Below are 24,762 nucleotides of genomic sequence, written 5' to 3'. Positions count from 1 at the left end.
GTTAACTACGTGACGGGGCGAGTTCGCTCCAGAGTTTGTCTAGTTCTGCATGGTGCTGATGCTGATGGCGGTATAAGCGCAGCTCCATGGGCACATCCCAGCGGCTATCGCCTGCTCTGACGAGGGTGCCTTGGGCGAGCTCCTGTGAAACGTTGCGCTCTGGCAGCCAGCTCATGCCATATCCCAGCAGTACCAGCTCTTTTATACCTGCCGCGTACAGATTTTCACTTTGTGCCACCAGGTGGGTGCTTTGAGGTAATCTGGCCAGGTGTGCCTTTATTGCAGAGCCCAGCAGGCCTCGCTTGGGGTAGGCAAGCCAAGGCGAGGGCTGCTGGCGTGTGCCCGGTAAAACGGTACAAGGCTCGCCTTGAGGAGCAAGCCCCGTCACGGGAATTAGCCGCTCATGGCCGATCACTCGATAGGTACAAGCGCTTGTATCGATATCCAGGTCGCATCGCCCGACAGGCCAGTAACAGATAGCCAGGTCGCACTCTGCGCGCATTAACGCTTGAAAATAGTCGTGAGCAATCCACCCGGTAGCGCGCAGGTAGGGCTGTACATGGTCCTGCCAGCCGGTAGATGCTAGCCATTCAGGCAGGAAATTCCCCAGCAGGCTTTGCGGGGCGGCTACCATAATGCGCCGCTGTTGACCGGCATTAATCTCGCGCAATCGGTCACGCGTTAAACGAACGCGCTCCGTTACCTGTTCGCATAAGGTGAGGAACTCCTCTCCGGCGGGGGTTAACGAAAGCGGTAGCGTTTGGCGATTAATGAGCGTAATACCCATCTCTTCTTCCAACAGTTTAATCCGTCTAGAGAAGGTCGGCTGGGTTACGTTTTGATCATCGGCGGCACGTGAAAAGTGCCGAGTCCTGGCCAGGGCAATAAAGTCTTCTAGCCAGCGAATTTCCATGCTTTACCTCGCAGTGAGATGGCGTGACTGGCCAGTAAATGCCTACGCTTCATAGGCGGCCTTCCTCAACAGCGTGGCAGGCTACACGCGTGCCGTCATCCTGCATTTTTAATTGCGGGATTTCTTGAATGCAGCGCGCATTGGCATACGGGCAGCGACCATGAAAAACACAGCCGCTCGGTAAGTTAACCGGCGTTGGCACCTCACCTTTAAGGCGAATATGCTGAGGCCGATCATCTTCAAGGCGCGGAATAGATGAAAGGAGTGCTTGGGTGTAGGGGTGGCGAGGCTTGGCGAACAGGGTCGAGGTCGTGGCTATTTCGCACACGGTGCCCAGATACATCACGGCAACCCGCGTACCAAAATGCTCCACTACCGCAAGGTCATGGGTAATAAACAGGTAGGTCAAATTGCGCGCGTGCTGGGCTTCCATCAACAGGTTCAGCACCTGTGCCTGAATCGAGACATCCAGCGCTGAAATGGGCTCATCGGCAACAATAAACTCAGGGTCCACTGCCAGCGCTCGCGCAATGGCAATACGTTGACGCTGGCCGCCGGAGAATTCATGACCAAATCGCTTGCCCCAGTCTGGGTCAATGCCCACCGAGCTCATTACCTCTTCGACCTTATCGGCGATCTGCTGGCGGTTCCATGCGGGGTGGTGCAAGCGCAGTGGCTCTTCCAGTGTTTGCTGGATGGTCATCCGCGGATTAAGCGACGCGTAAGGGTTCTGGAAAATCATCTGCATGCGCTTACGATACGGCAGCAATTGGCGCGAGCTTAAATGGTCAATGCGCTGGTCATCATAGTGAATCTCGCCTTCAGATGGCGTAATGAGCCCCATGACCGTACGGGCAACGGTCGATTTACCGCAGCCGGATTCGCCGACGACGCAGAGTGCCTCGCCACGCATTATCTCCAGGTTCACGCCATTAATAGCGTGTACGTGTTCCTGGTGACGAACGAGCTTGCCGCCTTTAAATCGCAACTGGTCAAGAAAATCGCCTGATAGCGAAAACCGCTTTTTGAGATCGCGGATCTGCAGAAGTGTCTGGGCTTCTTCGACGTTTTCAGCGGGGATGTGATGCTCTGCCATCGCACTTGCCTGCGTACTCATTGGCTTTCCTCCTTTAAACGACGATCTTCCAGCAGTTCAGCCACCATATGGCAAGCTACCTGGCAGTTGCCCGCTTGTACAAATCCGGGCACTTGCTCAATACAAGCGGGGCGGGTTTGCCCATCGGCGCGCTTAATAAAGTCGCAGCGCGGGTGAAAGGCGCAGCCGCTGGGTAGATTGGAAAGCGAAGGCATGCTGCCACGGATTTGATTCAGTCTTTCACCGGGCGTTGCCATCTGGGGCAGGGCATTAATCAGCCCTTGGGTGTAAGGATGCTGCGGGTCATTAATGATCTCACGCGTGGGGCCTTGCTCAATCACGCGGCCAGCATACATGACCAGCATGCGTTGCGTGACCTGACTCACGACGCCAAGGTCGTGAGTAATCAAAATAAGCCCGACATTGTGCTGTTCGCAGAGATCCAGCAATAGCGCCATGATTTCTGCCTGAATGGTCACATCCAGTGCCGTTGTAGGCTCATCGGCAATAATGATGTCCGGGTCAAGCAGCAACGCAATGGCAATAATAATGCGCTGCCGCATGCCGCCGGAAAGTTCATGAGGGTATTGTTCCAGACGCTTTTCCGGTGAGGGAATTTGCACCTGGCGTAATTTATCCAGTGCAATGGCGCGGGCCTCTTTAGAGGAAATCCGTCGGTGAGCTTTTAGACACTCCACCATTTGAGCGCCAATTGATAACACCGGGTTCAGCGTCATCATTGGGTCCTGGAAGATCATTGAGATTCGGTTGCCACGTATTTTACGCAGCCCGCGCTCCGACATGGTATTCAGCGTTTGTCCTTCAAACGTAATACTGCCACCGGCAATAAATCCGGGTTTGGCAATCAGGTTAAGCAGCGAAAACGCCGCAACCGATTTGCCAGCACCAGACTCGCCTACAATGCCTAAACGTTCACCGCGCTCTAGCGTAAAGCTAACATCACGCAGTGCACGTACTTCGCCCTGGCGCAGGCCAAAACGTACATCCAGTTGGGAAACTTCAAGTAATGCCATGGTGCCCTCAGCCTTTATAGAGTCGTGGGTTCATGACATCGCGCAGCCAGTCGCCCAATAGATTGATAGACAGCACCAGCACTACCAGTACCGCACCGGGAATTAGCGTGATCCACCAGGAGCCTGACTGAATGTAATCAAAGCCTGCCTTGATTAACGAACCAAGCGATGGGTGGGTCTCGGGCATCCCCAGGCCCAAAAACGACAGCGCCGCTTCAGAAATAATGGCGTTGGCAATTTGCACGGTAGAAATAACGAAAATAGGCGATAACGTATTAGGCAGCACATGGCGGAACATGATCCGTTTGCTGCGGAGTCCCATTACTCGTGCAGCGTCTACGTACTCCTTGTTTTTCTCGGCAAGTACGGAAGCGCGCACGGTACGGGCGTATTGTGGCCACTCGGCCAAGCCAATAATCAGTACCAGCATCAGTACCGCGTATTGACTATAAAATGAGCTACCCAGGGTGGCCTTCACCACAGCACCGACCACGATAGCCACCATCAAGGTGGAAAATGACAGCTGAATATCCGCCAGACGCATAAAAAAAGCATCCACACGGCCGCCCAAATAGCCTGCCATTAGGCCAAACGTTACGCCTAAAAGTGCCTGCAAGATCACCGCACCAAAGCCGATCAAAAGCGATACCCGCGTACCGTACAAAATAATCGACCAAAGGTCTCGGCCCTGGGCATCGGTGCCCAGCGAGTAGCGTTCGTCCGCTCCGTCGACCCAGAACGGTGGCAATTCGGAGGCCATAATATCGATCTGACGCAAATCGTAGGGATCGGTAGGTGCAATAAGAGGCGCGGCAAAGGCAGCCACTACCAGGCAGATAAATACCGCCAGGCAGAGCTGTGCCGTGCGGTCACTCTTGAAGCTGTACCATAAATAGGAGTCGCGAAAGCGTTGGAAATGGCTGGGCGATTTGCTCTTGGGCACGCTCTTTGTTGTCATCGTCATGCGGGTTTACCCGTCAGTTTTACGGTGGGGTTCACAAAGCCGTAAATCAAATCCACGATGGTGTTGGTCACCACGAAAATGACACCGACAATCATTAGATAGGCCACGATTAGCGGGATATCAGCCCGGTTGATCGCGTCCAAAAACATCAGGCCCATGCCCGGCCACTGGAACACGGTTTCGGTCAGAATGGTGTAAGCCACCATCGTGCCGATTTGAACACCGCCTACGGTGATCACCGGTAGCATGGTGTTTTTAAGCGCGTGGACAAAATAGACGCGGCGCATTGAAATGCCCTTGGCGCGGGCATACTTGACGTATTCAGACTGCAGTACTTCCATCATTTCAGCGCGGATCAAGCGAATAAACAGCGGCAGCATGATAGAGGCGAGTGAAATGGCGGGCAGCACTAGGTGTTGCAGGCCGCTCCAGGTGGCCAGGTTGGTATCCCAATAGCCAAACACGTGCACTAGGTCATAACCGCGCCCAAACGAGGGCATATTACCTTGAGTGGATAGCGCACTGTTTAACCAGGCCCCCCACGCGGTCCCTTCGGGGAAAATTGAGACGGTAATGCCGATAGCAAAAATTTGAATTAATACAATCGCGGTTAAGAACACCGGAATCGAAATACCGATAATCGATGCCCCCATAAAAAAACGCGAGATAATCGAGCGCGGTTTGATAGCGCTGTACACCCCGATAGGTGCCGAAAAAACCACGATAATTAAGGTGGCCGCAAAGACGAGCTCAAGCGTTGCTGGCAGGTGGCGTGCAATAACGCTGAGCGCCGGTTCGCGGTAGAAGTAGGAGTTGCCAAAATCGCCTTGTACGGCATTTTTGGCAAAGCGCACATACTGCACCATGAAAGAATCATTAAGCCCTAAGCGCTCGCGCAGGGCCTCTCGTTCACTTTCGGGGACCGATTGTCCAACCATCTGCTGTATCGGGTCACCCAGGTTATCCTGGATGGCGAAGGCCAGCACGCTGATGATGAACATCACCAATACCGCGTGCATCAGCCGCTTGATTAAAAAGGCAATCATGGCGTACGCCACCTATGTAATAGTGTTTAGCAAAGGAAGTAGAGGTCAGTGCCGTTAAACATTTCGCAATGGGTTTTGACACAACAAGCGCTTCGCCCTCCAGTTGGCTGGAGAACGAAGCATCCGTGCAGGCAATTTACAAACCGTTAGTCAAACTTAGCGGTTAATAACGAGATCGCCCAAGTAGGGGAAGTCGATGGCGTTAACGACAGGTTCAATCTCAACGCCTTCGGCAGCGGCATACGCAAGGTTCTGCCAATGCAGCGTGATAAAACCAACATCTTCATACAGCATGGCTTCTGCTTCACGCAGCATTTCATTGCGCCGCTCAAGATCGGTTACGCTGTCGGCTGTCAGTGACCAGCGCGTCGATCTCTTCATTGCAGTAATTGCCATAGTTGTATTGGCCCGCACCGCTCTCTTCATCAATACAGAAGGTGAGGTACTGGAAGAAGTTGGCAGTATCTTCAGTATCCGAATGCCAGCCAAGCATGGCGATATCCGATTGACGGGTATCATATTCTGGCCAGTACTGGGCAAGCGGCATGGTGCGCAGGTTAACGTTGATATTGATACGCGATAGCATGTTCGCTACCGCTTGGGCAATTTGTGCGTCGTTGACGTAGCGATTGTTGGGCGCAATCATGTCAACGCTAAAGCCATCTTCATAACCCGCTTCCGCCATTAGCTCTTGAGCGCGGGTCAGGTCATAGCGTGGTACCAGATCCGGGTTGTGACCGGAGTAGCCTTCCGGTGAAAACTGCCCAGCAGGTGTCGCAAAGCCACGCATTAAGCGATCAGCGATGCCTTCCTGATTGATGGCAAGGTCAACGGCTTGACGAACGCGCACGTCTTTGAAGGCTTCAACTTGTTCTTCGTTAAGCTGGAAGCCGATAATACGCGTGCCCGGTACTTCGAAAAGCTCAACATCACTTGCTTCACGAACGCGCTCCAGATCATTCGGCGGCACAGCGTCAATAAAGTCGACGCCGCCCGAGAGCAAGGCTGCTACGCGCGCGGCGTTTTCCGCAATCGGCGTGAGTACAATGCTTGAGACATTGCCTTCGCTTTCAGTATCCCAATAATCTTCAAAGCGCTCAAAATCGACACGTACGCCTTGGCGACGGTCAGTAAGAACGAACGGGCCGGTACCGGAAACATTGCGTGAAGCAAACGAGTTGCCTGCTTTTACGATCTCCGCTTTATCGACGCCATTTTCGGTTTCACCAGTATAGAACTGGCTATCCATGGGAAAAATGTAGGTCGCCAGGTTGAGCAACAGCGGATAGGGGGTCGTCGTCGTGATTTCCACCGTGTAGTCATCAACCGCTTCGGCGGTAGCAATGGGCTCAAAAATGGCGCGGTAGTCAGGGCTCTCTTTTAAGCGCTCAATCGTCCATACCACGTCTTCAGCCGTCAGCTCGTTACCCGAATGAAACTTAACGCCTTCACGAAGCGTCATGCGCATATGCGTATCGTCTGTTTGTACCCATTCAGTTGCCAAGCGGGGCTCAAACTGAAAATCCTTGGTCCAGCGGACGAGAGGGTCAAACGCCAAGTGGGAGAAACGCAGCATACCGCCGGAAAGTTGTTCGTGAATATCAAGCGTTTCCGGATCGGCGGAGTAGCCAATGCGCAACGTTTCAGCGTTTGCTGTTAAAGGGAGCACTGCGCTACCCGCAACAGTTGCACCGATAATAGTGGCCAGTATCTTTTTTTTGAGCGCCATAATCGTTCCCGTCTTATTGATAATTTTATTGTTCACATTACCGTCTAAACGCTATTGGCGAGACAGCAAAGCAGACACGGTCAGCTTGTAAGCTATCCTATTAACATAGAGAGTGTTGAATGCGTCATACAATCGAAATAGTGATAGACCCTATTCAACTATTGAATGATTGGGCTTGTAGCAGTGAATAGTGGAGTGCAAGCTAGTCTAAAGTCGTAGATGAAAAATAAACGGGCGTTTGGTATCAGCCCACGAAAGCCATTAGTGACCCGCTGGAAGGCAGGCTGAAAATGATGAAATGGAATCAATGGATCATTCTGGTGTTAATCGGTTGGCTTCCATTAACCGCACAGTCTGACACTATTGACGGCATGCTGGACGGCGAGCCGCGGGAGTGGTTTGTGCTGAGCCAGGGCCGTGACTCCAATGCTTCTTTTGTAGAGGTTGGCGATCAACGCCAAATCACTATCACAGGGTTTGTCGAGCCTGACCAAAGGGACGCCTACGAAGGGTTGTCTATTAGCCTGGCGGTTGAAGACAACCAGCTTATCGATGCCCACGTGGTACAACTGATCGGTAGCACCACCGTACCGCCGCTTTACACCTCTGAAGGAGGCAGTGTTACCGTCACGTTGACGCAGCTTGAGCAGCAAGGCAGCCACATTCATATTGCTGGACGTGTCGAAGGCGTATTGGCGTTGCAAACTGCACTGGACGACGCGCCCAGCCGGGCTGAGGGAATCGACATCGATGTGCAGTTTGACGTTAATGCCTATCGAGCACGGTTCTAACAAGCACAGTTCTAATAAGCAGAACTCTAGGCCCCAAATTGCTGATGCAGCCATGCATTAATATCATCAGACTCATACAGCCACTCTTCGCGACCATCTTCATGGTGAATCTTTAAGCAAGGCACTTTGGTTTTGCCGCCGCCTTCAAGGAGGTCCTGCTTATGTGCGGGGTCATGCTGAACATCGCGCAGCTCAATGGTTAGTCCTAAGCGGGCAATTTCTTTACGCACCTTAATGCAGAAAGGGCAGGTACGGAATTGATAAAGGGCCAGGCGTTGGCAAGCCTGGTCGACGCGCGCTTGATCGGCGGGGGCACGCTCAATCGCGTTAGGCGTTGAGAGTTTTTCACTGATAAGCATGACCGGTGCCAGCACCAAACGAACACCACGGAAAAAATAGCGAATTAATACACGCATAATAAACTCCATCGCTAACCCTGGGGCATGGGTCAGCGTTCTTAGAAAAAGTACGTCATTGTAAACAGCGATGCTACGCGCCAACAGGTGGGCTTTAAACAAGCGTGCGCGCATCCTGCAATAATCGAACGCATTTGTCACTTGGCTACGCTCGCTATACGTATATTGGGGCATTTTCTAACCACCACGTGTGCTTAAACCCTTGCTTCTGGGTGAGTAAACAAGCCGAGCATGCTAGTCTTTTCAGCTATTTTAAGCTGTGTTTATTACGTTGTTCAGGGACAGAAACCATGCATCTTCATATTATCGGTATCTGCGGCACCTTTATGGGTAGTCTTGCGCTGCTCGCGCGCGAGCAGGGCCATCAGGTTAGCGGGTCAGATGCAAACGTCTATCCTCCGATGAGCACTCAGCTTGCTGAAGCAGGCATTACGTTAATGGAAGGTTATCGAGCAGAGCACCTTGGTGCTTCGGTTGACTTGGTGGTAGTGGGGAATGCGCTGTCACGCGGAAATCCTGAAGTAGAGGCGCTACTTAACAGCGGTTTGCCGTATACCTCAGGAGCGCAGTGGCTTGCTGAGCATGTGTTACCAGGGCGGCGGGTAATTGCTATCGCCGGTACCCATGGTAAAACCACCACCGCCAGTTTACTGGCCTGGCTATTGGAGAGCGCGGGCCAAGTACCGGGCTTTTTAATTGGCGGTGTGCCGCGTAACTTTGGTGTTTCCGCGCGGCTGGGTGATCCTCAGGGGCCTTTTATTGTTGAAGCAGATGAGTACGATACGGCCTTTTTTGATAAACGCTCCAAATTTGTACACTATCGCCCCGATATTGCTGTGCTCAATAATCTTGAGTTTGATCATGCGGATATCTTTCCGGATTTAGCTGCTATTGAACGCCAGTTCCATCACCTTGTGCGCACCGTACCCAGCCAAGGGCGCCTGCTAGTAGCCGATGAACAGCCAGCGCTAGAGCGAGTCATAGCGATGGGAGCCTGGACACCCATTAAGCACTTTGGTGAGCAGTCCCAAAGTGCGTGGCAGCTCTACCTTGAGCGCCCTGATGCCAGCCGTTTTCAGGTGATTCACCGCACAGACCGGGGCGAAGAGGATAGCGTCGTCGAGTGGTTGTTAAGCGGCGTTCACAACGCGCGAAATGCTTTGGCAGCGTTGGCGGCTGCCCACGAGTGCGGAGTTGATTTAGCCCGGGCATGCGCAGCACTAGCGCGTTTCGAAACGCCACGACGGCGCCAGGAAGTGCGTGGAGAAGTGGGGGGCGTTCAAGTCATTGACGACTTTGCCCATCACCCCACGGCGATTGCGGCGACCTTGCAAGGCTTGCGTGCCACAACGACCAAAGGGCGCTTGCTGGCGGTCATTGAGCCACGTTCCAATACCATGCGGTTAGGTGCGCTACGCGATCGACTCAACGACAGCATCGCTGATGCGGATCAGGTGTATTGGTATCAACCTGCCGGTATTGATTGGTCGATGGAGGCGCTGGTAGCTGAGCAAGGTGCTAAAGCCCATCTTTATCAGCAGATTGAAACACTGGTAGAGGCGGTTGTTCGCCATGCCGAACCACTGGATCGGATTGTGGTGATGTCCAACGGTGGCTTTGAGGGCGTACATGAACGTCTGCTAAATGCCTTAACGGCCAAGGAATTGAACACGTGAGTACAGATTCCCTGTTCAAAAAGCCGATCACCGTGGCATTAACGGGCGCTTCTGGGGCGCAGTATGGCCTGCGGCTGATAGACGTATTGGTAGAGGCAGGCCATGAAGTGTGGGTCATGATCTCCAAAGCGTCACACATGGTGATTGCCACGGAAACCGAGATTAGCCTGCCTGCTCAGCCAGAACGGCTGGCTGCTGCATTGAGAGAGCGTAGCGGCGCCGCGGCTGGCCAAATCCGCTGCTTTGGGCGAGAGGACTGGATGGCGCCTGTTGCCTCCGGGTCTGGAGCGGCCTCGGCTATGGTGGTGTGCCCATGCTCGACGGGAACGCTCTCGGCTATTGCCACTGGGGCAAGTAACAACCTGATTGAGCGGGCGGCCGATGTCGCGATTAAAGAGCGCCGAACGTTAGTGCTAGTGCCCCGAGAGAGTCCATTTTCGCCTATCCATTTGGAACATATGCTGGGGCTAAGCCGCATGGGGGTTGTCATTTTACCTGCCGCCCCCGGATTTTATCACCGCCCGCAATCCATTGATAATCTCATTGATTTTATTGTGGCACGCATTCTTAATCAGTTGGGCATTCAGCATACCTTGATGCCTCGCTGGGGCGAGGATGAAGCCGATAACATGTCTAAGGATAAGCAATGAACTGGGCCACGCTCTCTATATTTGTACCCACGTTTTTATTTGTGTCACTCACGCCGGGTATGTGCATGACGCTTGCCATGGTGCTGGGCATGACCCAAGGCGTAAAACGTACGCTGTGGATGATGATGGGAGAGCTGGTTGGCGTAGGCTTGGTAGCCGCAGCAGCAGGCGCCGGGGTAGCCGCCTTAATGCTCCGTCAGCCTGAACTCTTCACGGTGTTCAAGTGGGTGGGCGGCGCTTATTTGGCCTATTTGGGCATTATGATGTGGCGCTCTCGTGGGCGTATGGCGATACCCAGTGAACTAAATGCGGGGCCTGCCGCCGGGCGGCTAACACTTGCCATGCAAGGGTTTGTGACCGCTGTGGCTAATCCGAAGGGGTGGGCATTTTTTATGGTACTGCTGCCCCCCTTTTTGGATAGCAGCCGCCCGCTGGGTAGCCAACTGGTTCTGCTGATTGTGGTTATTTTGTTGATCGAGTTTGCCAGCCTGTTGGTGTATGCCGTCGGCGGTAAAACGCTGCGTAAAACGCTGGGAAAAAGCGGCAATGTGCGTTTACTTAACCGCATTGCCGGCACGTTAATGATGGGCGTTGGATTATGGCTGGCGCTAGGCTAGGCCGCCTACACTGGTGGGAAGAAAACCACGCGAAGGCTGATTAACACCAGCGAGGCCGACCCCAATAGCAGCCAAGGGCAGGGCGTTAATGGCTTTCGAGGATAGCGTTGCCAGCTTAAACGAACCAGCGCACAGATCATCAGCCCAAGCAGAGCGCCGCCGACCAGGTCACTAAACCAGTGCACGCCAATAACGAGCCGTGACAGTGCCATTGGCACCGCCAAAGCAATCGCCACCCAATAGATCCAGATACGTTTTTGGAGAGGTAGCTCCGAGGCAATAAACGCGGCGGCCAGGCCCAATACGACAACCGAGGTTGACGTATGGGCACTCGGATAAGAGAGCGAGCCGGTCAGGTAATCGGGGGTGTCAGGTCGAGCACGCCCGAAAATGGCTTTACCAAGCGTGTTAAGAAGCGCTACGCCTCCCACCGCCGCTCCCCAATGCAGCAAGGCATCCCATCTTCTATAAAAAATCATCCATAGTGCCCACGGCAGCAACAGGACGGCAATGCCCAACTTGTCGCCAATCTTGGCAAATACGGCACCAATAGCGATAAGGGTGTCGCTTTGCAGCCAGCTAAAGAGCCGTTGGATATAGAGGTCGAGCGTCAATGGACCATTGTGATGCACAACCAGCAGTGTCCAACCCGAAAGGCAGGTTAAGGCAATAATAAATAGCAGCAGCGAAGCGAGAGGAACTTCGCCAGATTGGCTCATGACAAGCCAGGGGCGGCGCATAAACGGAATACGACGTGCTAAACGGGCGGTAGCAAGGTAGAGGCGTCCATGACGGCCCACCTGTGCTCGCCCCCAGGAGAACACTACCGCGAGTACCACCACGCTGGCGGCTATTATGATCAACGCAGTTTCGATGCCCGGGGGTAAATCAAGGTGTTCTTGCCATGTTCGTCCGAGCAAATAGCCTGGCAGTACATAGGCAGGTGCCCACAGTGCGGCAGATGTGATATTTGTCCATAAAAAATTACGGGGTGGCATCCGCATCATGCCCGCTATGAGCGGAATGACGGGTCTTACCGGGCCAACAAATCGGCCAATAAAGACCGAGTAAAGACCATAACGATCAAAAAATCGGGAGCCTCTGCCTAGCCATTCTGGATGTAGGGAAAGTGGCCAGCGTTGAGTGATTTGTGCATGGTGGCGATAACCAAGCCTGAAACTAATGCCGTCGCCGATCACCGCGCCTAAAAAGGCGGCCATTACTAACCACACTAGCCCGATAGACTCATGCCCCGCCAGGGAGGCCACTGCCGTAATCAGCACCACGCCGGGCACCAACAGGCCCACTAATGCTAACGATTCTGCAAGCGAAATGAGCAGCATCAGCAGAAGAAGCATGAAAGGAGAGAGCGAGAGCTGTTGAAAGGTTTCGACTAAAGACACGAGGGACTCCTGAAAGAGCGATACGCTGTCATCCGTTTGCCAGCGCATGAGCACGGGCGTGCAGGCGTTGTATATAGCGCTCGAAGCTCTCTTTATGAGGCAAACAAGCTGCAATGCGGGCTTCAAGATGACCGGTTTCAACCAATACACACTGGGAAAGTGCATGCTGTAGCCGCTCACGAACCAGCAGCGCACCGCTTTCGCTGGTGTCGGGCAGCACCAGCCAGAAGGTGGCCTCGCCAGCGCGCCCCAATATGTCATGATCACGGCAGCGACCTATCACTTCGCTACACAGTGTATCAAGTAGCGCGATTTTAGCTCGAGAGCCGAATTGCTCTTCGGCCATATCCAGCTGTGGCAGGTGAATGACCAGTACTGCCAAGCGCTTGTTAAGCATGGCAGCACGCTGAAATTCGTTGTTTAAGCGCTCCTTTAACGTTTCGTAGTTGTAGGCGCGACAGTGGCTATCATAAGGGTCAGTGGCCTGTAGTAATGCGCGGCGGCGAGCATGCTCCCATCGAGGGAGGGCCAGCAGTAAAAGCAAAATAACATAGCCGAGATAGAAGGGTGGCTCAGGTGTCGGGTGAGAGATAAACAACCAGACAAGGGGGCCAAGCACCCCCGTCAGCACCAAGGCAAGCCAAAGGGGTAAGAGTATAAAAGCAGAGGTGATGGGTAGGCCAAGCCAGATGGCTGATGCGTTAGAGATAGAAAGCGTACTTAATACCGTGAGGTAGGTGCTGCCTACCAGCAGTATTTGAGATATGTATCCCTTTAATCCCTGCCCTAAATGCATCAGTAGGGCCGCTAATAGCACCAGGGTAACAAACGCGGGTACCCATAAGCTCCGGTAGCTGCCCATTTTATAGAGCCATAACGCGTACCCCATCATTACTACCAGGCTGGTACTGTAAGTGATGATCATTAGCCGCTTGGAGAACGGATAGCTGTTCATGAGGAACCCAGCGTCTTGGGGGTATTGCAGAGGTGTTCAAGCGTTAAGGTTGAAGACTCAATATCCATTAGCGGCTCATGATGGCTCACCACATTTTCAGGAAGTGCTGCTTGGAGCTGCTTGCGACGGCGTGTGGCTTCTTGTGGCGAGCGAGAAAGCATCAAGGCGGCAAGCGTTGTGCTATTCAGGCGATAGGTGTTCTCAAAGGAGTAGGTTAGCTCACAAAGCTTTTTTGCGGTGGGCCAAAGCTGGCGCCGCTTAACCTGCAATATAAACAGCTCTGCGTAGATAGCCTCGCGCTCAGAGCGGGTTTGCTCACGAGGAAGATCGCGCAGCAACTGTTCGCCAGCCCAAAGATTAACCTTTGGGATAAGCCGCAAACGCTGGCCGATAGCCCCATTCATATCAACCAATTGGCGTGCGCTAGAAACCGCCAGCAAGCGCAGTATGCCCAATAACAGTAGTATTAGCCCCCCGGCTGGAAAGGATAATTGTGGCGCTATTAAGACGCCGCTAAGTAGTGCGGCCATGGCATTAAGTACAAGAATCCAGCGCGCCTGGGGTAGCATGAATATGGCCGCCCACGCCCAGATCAACATATCATGCTGCTCTGGTGCGCTGGCAATTAATCCCAGCAGTAATAAGCCCGGCAGCACTTGCCAGGGCAGCCCTCTGGAGTGACGATGACTAAAGTCCAGAAGCAGCGCCGTAATGCAAAGCCAGCTGACGGATAGCCAAAGTAGCAGGATGGCCATGGGCTGTGCGCCCAACGTCCAGAACGCTAGTGCAGCCGCTGCGGCGAGTAAATTGGCTCTAAGCAAGTGAATTTTGTATTTGCTTTGCATGGTGGCTTACTATTCACCTTCACGAACTCCATGTACGTTCCCCGTCGTCTAATCAGCGGTGACAGGACCAAGTGTGAAACTTAAAATGCTCATTATAACGTTTAAGTAGCGTAATATATTGCCTACTACTGGACACAATTACGACGCGCCTGACCAGATAAAATGATGGCGGCGTGCATGATGATAAAGGGAGACAGCATGAGCGTTTCAACGCCCTTACAAGATGAGGCTCAACAGCAACTCACCGCCGGTGATGTTCCCGCATACATGCAGGCGCTTGGAAAGGCAGCGCGTTCAGCCGCAAGTGAGCTACGTCGTGCCGATACCGGCATTAAAAATCGTGCCCTTGAGTCAATAGCGCAGCAGCTGATGACGGCTCGCGCGCGTATTTTAGACGCCAACGCTCAGGATATGCAGCGCGGTAAGGAAAATGGTCTGGATAGTGCGTTACTTGACCGCTTGGCGCTTGATGACACCCGTTTTGATGCGATGATTGAAGGGCTGCGTCAAGTGGCCGCCTTGCCTGACCCGGTGGGTGAGATAGACGATATGAGTTACCGTCCCAGCGGCATCCAGGTAGGCAAAATGCGCGTGCCTTTGGGGGTCATTGGCATCATTTACGAATCACGCCCCAATGTAACGCTTGAAGCGGCCAGTTTGTGCTTAAAATCGGGCAATGCCTGTATTTTACGCGGCGGGTCAGAGGCGAGCGCGTCCAATCAAACCATTGGCGAATGCATTACGCAAGGACTGCTGGATGCGGGACTGCCTGCTAACTGCGTTCAGGTGGTGGCGACGACCGACCGTGCCGCCGTCGGCGCATTGATCAGCATGCCAGATTACGTGGATGTCATTATCCCGCGTGGTGGGAAATCGCTGATTGAGCGAATCTCGCGTGACGCTACAGTGCCCGTTATCAAGCACCTTGATGGTGTTTGTCACGTCTATATTGATACCACGGCGGATCCAGCTAAAGCCTTGGCTATCGCGGTCAATGCTAAAACGCACCGTTACGGCACCTGCAATACCATGGAAACACTTCTGGTTGATGCGCCGGTGGCTGATTTGCTGTTGCCAGAGCTGGCGCGGGCTTACGCAGGACATGAGGTTGAGCTACGAGGCTGTGAACGCACTCAAGCGCTGCTTCCTCAGGCCTTGGCGGCATCCGAGGAGGATTGGTACGCCGAATATCTTGCACCGGTACTAGCGATCAAAATAGTGGATGGCGTGGAAGAGGCGATTGCGCATATTGAGCGCTATGGCTCGCACCATACCGACGCCATTGTGACCCAGGACTACTCTCTGGCGCGCCGTTTTATGGCCGAGGTGGACTCAAGCTCTGTGATTGTGAATGCCTCAACCCGTTTTGCCGATGGGTTCGAGTATGGGTTAGGTGCTGAAATTGGCATTTCGACCGATAAGCTGCATGCGCGAGGGCCGGTGGGCTTGGAAGGCCTTACCACGCGTAAATACGTTGTATTCGGCGATGGCCAGGTTCGCCAATAAGGCGTGTACGCTATGAGTTTTGCAGCGCTATGAGTGGTAGGTCGATATGAATTCAGTACCCATAAAAGCAGGCATGCTGGGAGGGACATTTGACCCTATTCACCATGGCCATTTGCGCAGTGCTTTGGAAGTGCGAGAAGCATTGGGCCTTGACCAGTTGCATATGATACCGGCGCCAAAACCACCTTTACGTGGTGCACCACAAGTGTCGGCAGAGCAACGAATGGCGTTGTTACAAGCCGGGATTGGCACTACGCCTGGGCTTTACGCGGATAACCGTGAGCTGCGCCGCGAAGGGCCATCCTACAGCGTTGATACGCTTGCTGAACTGAGGGCTGAATATGGTGAACAGGCACGTTTAGTCATGGTGATTGGGTTTGATGCCTTTTTACGCCTTCCTCAGTGGCAGCAGGTTGACACGTTGTTTTCCCTCGCTCACTTGGTAGTGATGGCCAGACCTGGCTATCAAACACCCTGGTCTGATGAATTAAGGGAACTGGTAGGGCAACGTGAAGTCGAAGGCGTGGACTCGCTGATGCAGCGCCCCAGTGGTGGCGTTTTACTGCTGTCGCTCCCTTCGATGATGGCAATTTCAGCGACCTATATTCGTCAGCGGCTTCGTGAGGGAAAAAGCGTTCGTTATTTGCTCCCGGAAGCGGTTGAAGAGGCCATTTTACATAAAGGCTTTTACCAGGACGTTGAATAGCGCTGGTAGTCACGCAAGAAGCCGTTACAATGGCCCGCTTTGCTAGCCGAATACCAGAACACCATACGAGGTTATCTGCAGGAGTCATGCACATCGATACACTGAAAAGCCTAGCGCTTGATGCGTTAGAAGACCTTAAGGCACGCGATATCACTCAACTGGACGTTTCCAGCTTAACTGAGGTTACCGACCTTATGTTGATTGCTAGTGGTACGTCTACCCGGCATGTTGCGGCACTTGCGCAAAACGTCGTAGAAAAAGCCAAGGCAGCCGGTCTTGCGCCGCGCGGTGTTGAAGGCGGTGATAATGCGGATTGGGTATTGGTCGATCTGGGTGACATTGTTGTTCATATCATGATGCCGGAAGCCCGTACACTTTATGACCTTGAACGCCTCTGGGCAGACCTGCCTAGCGATGCAAGCATGACGGATGAGGCACGCACGCTTTTTGAAGAGCGAGCCACGATGTCATGAAAATAAGGCTGTTGGCGGTAGGTACGAAAATGCCTGCTTGGGTTGAAGAGGGCATTGAAACCTACCGTAAACGGCTCCCTCGGGATTTCAGCCTTGAAATAGAAGAAATCCCGCTTGGCCAGCGCGGTAAAAATGCAGATATTGCCAAAGCGCGTGCTCAAGAGGCTCAACGCATTCGCGATAAACTGCGGGGTGATGAGTATCTGGTTGCGCTGGAAGTAAAAGGCAAACCCTGGACAACCGAACAACTGGCCCAGGAAGCGGATAGCTGGCGTATGGAGGGCCGCGATATTGTATTGCTGGTCGGTGGGCCTGATGGTCTTGAACCTTCCCTCTCTGCGATAGCCGATAAAGCGTGGTCATTGTCACCGTTAACGTTGCCGCACCCGTTAGTTCGTATCATGCTGGCCGAGCAGCTTTATCGTGCCTGGACGCTATTAGTTGGTCACCCCTACCACCGTTAACGGCTCAAAAGGTGGTGGTATTTGTTGGCTGTGTTGCGTCAATCGTCTGATTTGAGAGTCATCTGTTGCCATGCCCCAGCGCCGTGACACGCTAAAAAATTCTGAGCAAGAGTTGCGCATTTTTCGTGTCAGAACACTTCTTGCCGTTCTGGTCGTTATAACGCTTACCGGTCTGCTGGTAGGGCGTTTAGGCTACTTACAAATTGTTCAACATGAAATTTACACCACGCGGTCAGAAAAAAACCGTGTGCGTGTTGAGCCGCTGCCACCTAATCGAGGTTTGATTTATGACCGAAATGGTGTGCTGTTAGCTGAAAACCGGCCTACTTATAACCTGACGCTGGTGCGTGAGCGTGTTGATGACCTTGATGCAACGCTGGCCCTGTTAGTGGAGTTGCTGGAACTGCCAGAAGAAGATATCGAGGCCTTTAACGTACGTTCACGCCAGCGACAGCGTCCTTTCCAACCTGCGCTCTTAATGAGCGATCTGAGTGAAGCCCAAATTGCTCGGCTCGCGATTAATCGCCACCGCCTGCCAGGCGTTGAAGTCGAAGCCCAACTGCTACGTTACTATCCCGATTCAAACGTTATGGCCCATACGCTGGGCTATGTAGGGCGTATTAATGTTGATGAGCTGCAAAATTTGGATGCCGGCCGTTATGCCGGCACCCACTTTATTGGTAAAACCGGCATTGAACGCTTCTATGAAGAGGAGCTTCATGGCGAAGCAGGTCTGCGTAAAGTCGAAACCAACGCCCGAGGTCGAGTATTAAGAGAGCTGGGCCGCACCGACCCAGTGCCTGGGAAGAACATAACGCTGACAATTGATAAGTCGCTACAAACGCTTGCCTACGAGTTAATGGATGGGCGGCGTGGGTCGATCGTCGCTATTGCGCCTGCAACGGGCGAGATTCTGGCCATGGTGTCGACGCCTGGGTTTGACAGCAACCAGTTTGTGACCGGGATCGATGTTGCCTCCTATCGCGGCTTGCAGAACGACCTGGACTTACCTCTTTTTAACCGCTCTATTCGTGGTCACTATCCACCTGGCTCGACCATTAAACCCTTTTTAGCCCTCGCGGGACTGGCTGGGGGGGTTATTACCCCAGACAGCACGATTAGCGACCCAGGCTATTATCAACTGCCTAATGACTCCCGGCGTTACCGGAACTGGTTGCGCTGGGGGCATGGTCGTGTGGATTTAGAGCGCTCATTAGCTGTGTCTAATAATACTTACTACTACACATTGGCCCATGATTTAGGTATCGATAATCTACATGAACGGATGAATGGGTTCGGATTCGGGCGGCGAGTCGCCTACGATGTTCAAGGGGAAAGCACTGGGCTGATGCCGTCTCGCGAATGGAAGCGGGAGCGTTTTAACCAGCCGTGGTACCCCGGCGAAACCTTGTCAGTAGGTATTGGCCAAGGTTACTGGCAAGTAACGCCGTTGCAGCTGGCAAGCGCAACGGCAACGCTTGCCAACCGGGGCCACTGGGTAAAACCCCGCTTAGCTCTCCAGGTGGGCGATACGCTGCTTCGTGAAGATTTACCCGACACGCTGGACGATATTCAGCTGGAAAATGATGCCTGGTGGGACCGGGTATTTAGCGGTATGGAGAAAGTGCTCAGCGGTAGCGAAGGCACTGCACGGCGGACTGGCGTTGGCCTTGAGTATCGAATGGGCGGCAAATCGGGAACGGCTCAGGTGTTTTCTTTGGGCCAGGACCAGCGCTATAACGCCGATGAGCTTGAGGAACGCCTGAGAGATCACGCCTTGTTTGTAGCGTTTGCGCCGGTTGATTCCCCCCAAATTGCCGTGTCGGTTATCGTTGAAAATGCGGGCGGCGGCAGTACCCATGCAGCGCATTTGGCGCGCGCCATGACCGATGCATGGCTTTTAAAAGATGAAGCGCCTGACGCAGATGATGTACGCGACGTGTTGGAAGAAGATACCGCTCAAGTGGAGGGGAACTGACCTATGCCCTGGCAGACGATTACCCGCCCATTGCGTCGTTATCCCGTTCGACCGCCCGATAGCGGTATCGCGCGACGTAAAAGTATTTGGGAACGCATCCATATTGACCCTTGGTTATTAGGCCTTTTATTGGTCTTAATGGTGGGTGGCCTACTGGTTTTATATAGTGCGTCTGGCCAGCGTATTGAGTCGGTAATCGCTCAGGCGATGCGGTTTGGCGTTGCGCTGGCAGTGATGGCATTATTGGCGCAGCTGTCACCGACCACGTTTTTACGCTGGGCACCCTTTGCCTATGGCGCAGGGGTCATCATGTTATTGGCAGTGGAAATTGCCGGTGATATTGGCATGGGGGCTAAGCGCTGGCTTGAGATCCCTGGCGTTATCCGATTTCAGCCCTCAGAGATGATGAAGCTAGCGGTTCCGTTAATGGTGGCTGCCTATTTGAATCGTTGCCAGCTTCCACCGCGATTAAAGGATATTGTGGTGTGCGCGGTGATCATTGGTGTGCCGGTTGTATTGACCGCTATTCAGCCGGACCTGGGTACATCGTTACTGGTGGCCAGTGCGGCTGTCATCGTGGTTTTGCTCGCGGGTCTTTCATGGCGCTTGATTGGATTTGTTGGTGGATTGTTGGCTGCGTGCGTGCCGCTTTTGTGGATGAACATGCACACTTACCAACGTCAGCGGGTATTAACCTTTCTTGATCCAGAAAGCGACCCACTAGGCTCGGGTTGGAATATTATTCAGTCAACCACGGCCATTGGTAGTGGAGGGCTATGGGGAAAGGGGTGGCTGGGGGGCACGCAGTCGCAGCTTGAATTTCTGCCTGAGCGGCATACTGATTTTATTATTGCCGTATTGGGTGAAGAGTTTGGGCTTATCGGGATGCTGGTTTTATTGGCGCTTTACTTGATGATCGTAGGTCGCGGTATTTGGTTGGCGGCTTCTTCACAGGATACGTTTGGACGCCTTTTTGCCGGTAGTATCATTCTCACCTTTTTCATTTATGTGTTTGTCAACGTGGGGATGGTTAGCGGTATTTTACCCGTGGTAGGCGTGCCGCTACCCTTGGTGAGTTATGGCGGCACCTCTAGCGTGACCTTGTTGGCAGGGTTCGGTATTCTCATGTCTATTCATGCCCATCGTCGGCTATTGCCACGTTAGTATTTCAGTCAGGACGGTGTGTTTTCAAAGGAGTGGTGAGTTGATAAAAAGGGCCCGAAATAAAGCTGGCAGTTGCCTTGTTGCCGCGCTAATAGCGTGTTCGATGCCTGCCGTATTCGCAGAGGAGCACTCGGCGGAAGGGGTGGACCTGCAACATAATGAACGCACCCAGATATTGGTAGATGAGTTAATCGCCCAAGGCATACCGGAAGCGTGGTTACGTGATGCTTTCTCTCAAGCCGCATATTCTCAAGCGGTGCTGGATGCCATGGAAGGCGCGGCAGAGCGCCGCTTAAAGTGGCACGAGTACCGCGATATATTTCTAACGGAGCAGCGTATCGAAGAGGGCGCTGCCTTTATGCAAGCGCACGCTGAGACCCTGGCGCGTGCGGAAGATGTTTATGGCGTGCCGGGTAATGTTATTACCGCCATTATTGGCGTAGAGACGTACTATGGCCGCCATAAAGGGCGCCATCGCGTGCTGGACTCACTGGCTACGCTGGCGTTTTATCATCCCAGTCGAGGGGGGGTTTTCCGTGGTGAGCTAGCTGCTTTTTTGCAGATCGCCCATGAGCAAAAGGTCGATCCGGCTGAACTTTATGGCTCGTATGCAGGCGCAATGGGGTATCCTCAATTTATTCCCACTAGTTACCAGGCCTATGCCGTTGATTTTGACGATGACGGCATTCGTGATTTATGGGAAAACCCAGTGGATGCCATCGGTAGCGTCGCGAATTATTTTGCTGAGCATGGCTGGCGGCGTGATGGTGCCATTTATCATGAAGCAACGGGACCGGAAGTGTTGCCCCAGGCGCTGACGTTTAACCAAACGTCTTCGCCGACCATGAGTGTGGCTGAGACAGCCAAGCAAGGGATTGAACCGCAAGAAGCGCTTAACGATACTTTGCTTGTGATGCCCTTGGTGTTTGAGATGGATGATGGACAGCTACGCTATCGGCTGGGTGAAAACAACTTTTATGTTATTACACGCTATAACCACAGTCATTTATACGCCATGGCAGTGACAGAGTTAGCTGAGGCCATTCAACAGCGGGCTGAGGAACAAGGATGAGCATGTTGCAATCAAGGACCTGGCAAGTAGGCAGTATGATCGCCTTGATAATAGTGGTAAGCGGCTGCGCGAATCGTGAAGCTCAGCGCGTTGCTACGCCAACTCAAACTCAACCTGACGCTGCACCCGCCGCAAGTACTACTGCCAGTGGAGGTGGGCGCTATGCCATGCATGGGGATGCGTATCCTGTTGCGCCGCCGGATGTATCCACCGTGCCGGATGCTGTACCACGTAATGAACCGCGTTCTGCGGGGGGCAACCGCTCAACCTATGAAGTATGGGGTGAAAAGTACCATGTAATGCCGGACGCTTCTGGCTATGCCAAGCAAGGTTTGGCCTCGTGGTACGGCGAAAAATTTCATGGCTATGCGACCTCAAATGGCGAGATTTACGACATGTATAAAATGTCGGCGGCGCATCGCTCGCTACCGTTGCCCACCTTTGCACGCGTTACTAGCCTGGACAGCGGGCAGTCGGTGATTGTCCGTGTTAACGACCGTGGTCCCTTTCATAGCGATAGAGAAATAGATCTTTCTTACGCAGCCGCCGCCCGGTTGGATATATTGGATAATGGAACAGGACGAGTAAAAGTCGAGGCCATTGAGCCTGACCGTTGGCTAGCTGAGCGCGGCGGAGCGCCCGCGAGTACTGCGCCGAATGAGGATGCGCCCGTTGCGGAGCCCGCGCCAGCCGCATCTGTACCTCAAGCAGCTCCGTCTGTGGCCTCTAATAACCCCGCTGAGGGTGAGGTTTCAGGCGGCTATTACCTTCAGATTGCTGCGCTGGAAAGCGCTGATAGCGCTCGTAAGCTTAGCCAGCGATTGACAGACGAATTGCCTCACAGCGTTCGTGTAATGAATGAGGCTAATGTGCATCGTGTGCAGGTGGGGCCAGTAACACCGGCTCAAGAGACCCAAGCTCGGGAAGCACTTCGCCAAGCGGGGTTTCCTCAAGTTTTTATCGTGAGATAATTCATTTTTTATATTCTTTGGTGCTTAGCGCCACTTTCTTGCAAGTGAGATGTTAGTGATGAATGTATTCGTGTCGATTCGCCGCTCTGCCCAATTATGTTTGTTTGCGGCCATGACGGCTGTTGCGTTGCCGGCTGCGGCTCAAGTCATACCTCAGCCGCAAACGATTATTCCAGCCGCTCCGCAGCTCGCTGCCAGTTCCTGGATTTTAATGGATGCCAATAGCGGACGAATTCTGGTTGAGCACAACTCAGACGAACGCTTGGCACCTGCAAGCTTGACCAAACTCATGACCGCCTACCTTGTCGAGCGTGAGTTGGATCGCGATACCATCACGTTGGATGATCTGGTCAATGTCAGTGAAAACGCCTGGCGGACTGGTGGCTCAAAAATGTTTATTGAAGTGGGCAACCAGGTCCCCGTCGAGGAGTTGCTGCACGGCATTATTATTGTGTCAGGTAACGATGCCAGCGTGGCCATGGCAGAGCACTTGGCTGGTGGGGAGGCTCCTTTTGCTGACTTAATGAACCAGCATGCGGCTCGACTGGGGATGGAAAATACCCACTTTGAAAATGCAACCGGTCTTCCTTCTGATAATCACTACTCAACAGCGCATGACCTGGCGCGGCTTTCACGTCATATCATCAATGATTACCCTGAGCACTATGCGATCTACTCGCAGCGCCACTTTTCCTATGGTGGAATTGATCAGCCCAACCGTAACCGCCTGTTGTGGCGTGACCCGTCAGTAGATGGTTTGAAAACGGGTTGGACAGATGCTGCGGGCTACTGCCTGGTGTCGTCAGCTGAGCGCGATGGCATGCGGCTTATTTCGGTTGTGATGGGCACCAATTCGGATGAAGCGCGCGCACAGGAAACTCAGAAGCTTTTAAGCTATGGTTTTCGTTTCTACGAAACCATGAACCTCTACGAGCGTGGTGCTGTGCTTGCAACGCCGCGTGTTTGGGGTGGTGACATTAACGAATTGCGTGCGGGGGTGGATGAAGAAGTGTTTATGACCCTTCCGCGTAACCGTAATGAAGAGCTGCGTGCTCGTCTTAATCTACACTCTGATTTACAAGCACCTATTGCGGTAGGCGATGATGTGGGCACGCTAGAGGTCTACTTGGGTGAAGAGATGGTTGGCGAGCGCCAGTTGGTAGCGCTTGAAAATGTGGAAGAGGGCGGGCTGTTTAAACGCCTTTTTGATCAGGTTCAGCGCTTCTTCAGCGGTTTAATTGCGAACTTCACTGACTAAGTGATTCGGCTCAGGTGCGTCCTGGGCCTTTTTTACCTTCAATAAAAGGCGCGTTATGACTAAGGATACGAAAAAGGGATTTCGAGACCTGCGCGAGCCGGTGGCAGAAGAACCCCCCAAGATCACTTTTCCTTGTGACTACTCTTTAAAAATAGTGGGTGATGCTGCTGAGGATTTTACGGCTTGTGTTTGTCAAATCGTGGTGCGTCACGCACCGGATTTTGATGAATCGACGCTGCAAGTGGTGGATAGTCGAAACGGTCGTTTTCAATCCGTTCGCATCACGATTAATGCGACCAGCGAGCAGCAAATTAGCCAGCTGTTTGAAGAGCTAAAAGCCACTGGCCGTGTTCATATGGTGGTGTGAGTGAGTCGTTCTGCACCTGTTGAGCTGCATTGCTTGGGTCGCAGGCCGTATCTGCCCGTTTGGGAAGAAATGCGCGCCTTGACGGACTCTCGTGACAGTGAGACGCCGGATCAGTTCTGGCTGGTAGAGCATGACGCTGTCTTCACCCAAGGGCAGGCAGGCAAACCTGAACATCTATTGATGCCAGGCGACATACCGGTGGTGCAAACCGACCGTGGTGGGCAGGTAACGTATCATGGCCCTGGGCAGATAGTGCTGTATCCGTTATTGGATGTTCGGCGCAGTAAAATAGGCGTGCGTGACCTGGTGTCTGCACTGGAAAATGCAGTCATTACGGTGTTAGCCGACTATGGCGTCAGTGCACATGCGCGCCCAGATGCACCGGGTGTGTATGTCAAAAGCCCGATGGGCGAGGCCAAAATAGCGTCGTTGGGTTTGCGAATTCGGCGGGGAGCCAGTTACCACGGCGTCGCGTTGAATGTGGATGGAGACCTTTCTGCTTTTCAGCGCATCAATCCCTGTGGCTACGCAGGTATGGCGGTCACTCGCTTGGCTGATCTTGTTGCTTTGCCTAATGAGCATTACGTTGGCCAGCAACTGGCATCTGCACTGGCATTAAAGTTGAACAGAGAGCTGGTTGCTATCGGCTAATCGCAGGGTTTTCCGTA

General features: G+C 53.3%; 24 protein-coding genes and 1 pseudogene. 15 read left to right on the top strand and 10 right to left on the bottom strand.

The window, feature by feature from the left end; genetic code table 11:
* Nucleotide 1 precedes the first annotated feature (1 nt).
* From ACT3TC_RS12850 to ACT3TC_RS12825, 6 genes and pseudogenes are all read right to left on the bottom strand, one after another.
* Complete coding sequence (locus ACT3TC_RS12850) at nt 2–913, bottom strand: LysR family transcriptional regulator (RefSeq protein WP_172118206.1); 912 nt, start codon at nt 911–913, stop codon at nt 2–4.
* 49 nt (nt 914–962) lie between these two features.
* On the bottom strand, nt 963–2,009 hold the full coding sequence (locus ACT3TC_RS12845; RefSeq protein ID WP_444640305.1) for an ABC transporter ATP-binding protein: 1,047 nt from the start codon (nt 2,007–2,009) through the stop codon (nt 963–965).
* 17 nt (nt 2,010–2,026) lie between these two features.
* Nucleotides 2,027–3,043 carry an ABC transporter ATP-binding protein gene (locus tag ACT3TC_RS12840; protein ID WP_172118205.1) on the bottom strand — a complete coding sequence of 339 codons (1,017 nt, stop codon included), beginning with the start codon at nt 3,041–3,043 and terminating at the stop codon, nt 2,027–2,029.
* 7 nt (nt 3,044–3,050) lie between these two features.
* Nucleotides 3,051–4,007 (bottom strand): ABC transporter permease, encoded by a 957-nt coding sequence (locus ACT3TC_RS12835; RefSeq protein ID WP_172118204.1) that lies wholly within the window; start codon nt 4,005–4,007, stop codon nt 3,051–3,053.
* Nucleotides 4,004–5,053 carry an ABC transporter permease gene (locus ACT3TC_RS12830; RefSeq protein ID WP_172118203.1) on the bottom strand — a complete coding sequence of 350 codons (1,050 nt, stop codon included), beginning with the start codon at nt 5,051–5,053 and terminating at the stop codon, nt 4,004–4,006. Before ACT3TC_RS12830 ends, ACT3TC_RS12835 begins: the two co-directional genes overlap by 4 nt.
* Nucleotides 5,054–5,209: 156 nt before the next feature.
* Nucleotides 5,210–6,782 (bottom strand): annotated as a pseudogene (locus ACT3TC_RS12825) (ABC transporter substrate-binding protein).
* A gap of 290 nt (nt 6,783–7,072) precedes the next feature.
* Here ACT3TC_RS12825 and ACT3TC_RS12820 point away from each other — a divergent pair.
* Nucleotides 7,073–7,573, top strand: coding sequence for a hypothetical protein (locus ACT3TC_RS12820; protein ID WP_444640290.1), 501 nt, complete (start codon nt 7,073–7,075; stop codon nt 7,571–7,573).
* A gap of 26 nt (nt 7,574–7,599) precedes the next feature.
* Here the strand turns inward: ACT3TC_RS12820 and ACT3TC_RS12815 are convergent, their stop codons facing one another.
* Entirely contained in the window at nt 7,600–7,989 is a 390-nt protein-coding gene (locus ACT3TC_RS12815) for a glutaredoxin family protein (protein WP_193053180.1), read from the bottom strand.
* Between the two features lie 290 nt (nt 7,990–8,279).
* Here ACT3TC_RS12815 and mpl point away from each other — a divergent pair, with 290 nt between their 5' ends.
* From mpl to ACT3TC_RS12800, 3 genes are read left to right on the top strand one after another with little or no spacing between them, the layout of a single operon-like run.
* Nucleotides 8,280–9,665, top strand: coding sequence for a UDP-N-acetylmuramate:L-alanyl-gamma-D-glutamyl-meso-diaminopimelate ligase (mpl, locus tag ACT3TC_RS12810; protein WP_444640289.1), 1,386 nt, complete (start codon nt 8,280–8,282; stop codon nt 9,663–9,665).
* Nucleotides 9,662–10,315, top strand: coding sequence for a flavin prenyltransferase UbiX (locus tag ACT3TC_RS12805; protein WP_444640288.1), 654 nt, complete (start codon nt 9,662–9,664; stop codon nt 10,313–10,315). Before mpl ends, ACT3TC_RS12805 begins: the two co-directional genes overlap by 4 nt.
* Entirely contained in the window at nt 10,312–10,932 is a 621-nt protein-coding gene (locus ACT3TC_RS12800; protein WP_172118359.1) for a LysE family translocator, read from the top strand. The genes ACT3TC_RS12805 and ACT3TC_RS12800 overlap by 4 nt, the downstream gene beginning before the upstream one ends.
* A 5-nt stretch (nt 10,933–10,937) precedes the next feature.
* Here ACT3TC_RS12800 and ACT3TC_RS12795 read toward each other — a convergent pair whose 3' ends face one another.
* From ACT3TC_RS12795 to ACT3TC_RS12785, 3 genes are read right to left on the bottom strand one after another with little or no spacing between them, the layout of a single operon-like run.
* Entirely contained in the window at nt 10,938–12,335 is a 1,398-nt protein-coding gene (locus ACT3TC_RS12795) for a bifunctional DedA family/phosphatase PAP2 family protein (protein WP_444640287.1), read from the bottom strand.
* Between the two features lie 28 nt (nt 12,336–12,363).
* Nucleotides 12,364–13,290 (bottom strand): diguanylate cyclase domain-containing protein, encoded by a 927-nt coding sequence (locus tag ACT3TC_RS12790; protein ID WP_444640286.1) that lies wholly within the window; start codon nt 13,288–13,290, stop codon nt 12,364–12,366.
* Nucleotides 13,287–14,135, bottom strand: a complete 849-nt coding sequence (locus ACT3TC_RS12785) for a hypothetical protein (RefSeq protein WP_444640285.1) — start codon at nt 14,133–14,135, stop codon at nt 13,287–13,289. Before ACT3TC_RS12785 ends, ACT3TC_RS12790 begins: the two co-directional genes overlap by 4 nt.
* A 198-nt stretch (nt 14,136–14,333) precedes the next feature.
* Between ACT3TC_RS12785 and ACT3TC_RS12780 the strand changes: the two genes are divergently transcribed.
* The 11 genes from ACT3TC_RS12780 (at nt 14,334) to lipB (ending at nt 24,745) form a co-directional block, all read left to right on the top strand.
* On the top strand, nt 14,334–15,641 hold the full coding sequence (locus ACT3TC_RS12780) for a glutamate-5-semialdehyde dehydrogenase (protein ID WP_444640284.1): 1,308 nt from the start codon (nt 14,334–14,336) through the stop codon (nt 15,639–15,641).
* Nucleotides 15,642–15,687: 46 nt separating this feature from the next.
* Entirely contained in the window at nt 15,688–16,347 is a 660-nt protein-coding gene (gene nadD, locus ACT3TC_RS12775; RefSeq protein WP_441679478.1) for a nicotinate-nucleotide adenylyltransferase, read from the top strand.
* Between the two features lie 86 nt (nt 16,348–16,433).
* A complete protein-coding gene (rsfS, locus tag ACT3TC_RS12770; protein ID WP_172118365.1) occupies nt 16,434–16,820 on the top strand; it encodes a ribosome silencing factor in 387 nt (128 codons plus the stop codon).
* Nucleotides 16,817–17,284, top strand: coding sequence for a 23S rRNA (pseudouridine(1915)-N(3))-methyltransferase RlmH (gene rlmH / locus ACT3TC_RS12765; protein WP_172118366.1), 468 nt, complete (start codon nt 16,817–16,819; stop codon nt 17,282–17,284). The genes rsfS and rlmH overlap by 4 nt, the downstream gene beginning before the upstream one ends.
* A gap of 70 nt (nt 17,285–17,354) precedes the next feature.
* Complete coding sequence (mrdA, locus tag ACT3TC_RS12760; RefSeq protein WP_193053136.1) at nt 17,355–19,262, top strand: penicillin-binding protein 2; 1,908 nt, start codon at nt 17,355–17,357, stop codon at nt 19,260–19,262.
* A 3-nt stretch (nt 19,263–19,265) separates the two neighbouring features.
* On the top strand, nt 19,266–20,426 hold the full coding sequence (rodA, locus tag ACT3TC_RS12755) for a rod shape-determining protein RodA (protein ID WP_444640283.1): 1,161 nt from the start codon (nt 19,266–19,268) through the stop codon (nt 20,424–20,426).
* A gap of 103 nt (nt 20,427–20,529) precedes the next feature.
* Nucleotides 20,530–21,498, top strand: a complete 969-nt coding sequence (gene mltB, locus ACT3TC_RS12750; protein WP_193056808.1) for a lytic murein transglycosylase B — start codon at nt 20,530–20,532, stop codon at nt 21,496–21,498.
* The gene (locus ACT3TC_RS12745; protein WP_193053133.1) at nt 21,495–22,469 is read left to right on the top strand and encodes a septal ring lytic transglycosylase RlpA family protein; all 975 of its coding nucleotides are present in this window, start codon (nt 21,495–21,497) and stop codon (nt 22,467–22,469) included. Before mltB ends, ACT3TC_RS12745 begins: the two co-directional genes overlap by 4 nt.
* Before the next feature lie 58 nt (nt 22,470–22,527).
* Nucleotides 22,528–23,727, top strand: a complete 1,200-nt coding sequence (locus tag ACT3TC_RS12740; RefSeq protein ID WP_444640304.1) for a D-alanyl-D-alanine carboxypeptidase family protein — start codon at nt 22,528–22,530, stop codon at nt 23,725–23,727.
* A 55-nt stretch (nt 23,728–23,782) separates the two neighbouring features.
* Complete coding sequence (locus ACT3TC_RS12735; protein WP_444640282.1) at nt 23,783–24,094, top strand: HP0495 family protein; 312 nt, start codon at nt 23,783–23,785, stop codon at nt 24,092–24,094.
* A complete protein-coding gene (gene lipB, locus ACT3TC_RS12730; protein ID WP_444640281.1) occupies nt 24,095–24,745 on the top strand; it encodes a lipoyl(octanoyl) transferase LipB in 651 nt (216 codons plus the stop codon).
* Nucleotides 24,746–24,762: the final 17 nt, after the last annotated feature.

The organism is Halomonas sp. AOP27-A1-41, assembly GCF_052378605.1.
In the GTDB taxonomy this organism is placed as follows: domain Bacteria; phylum Pseudomonadota; class Gammaproteobacteria; order Pseudomonadales; family Halomonadaceae; genus Vreelandella; species Vreelandella citrativorans.
This window is presented reverse-complemented; position numbering and strand designations above follow the sequence as displayed.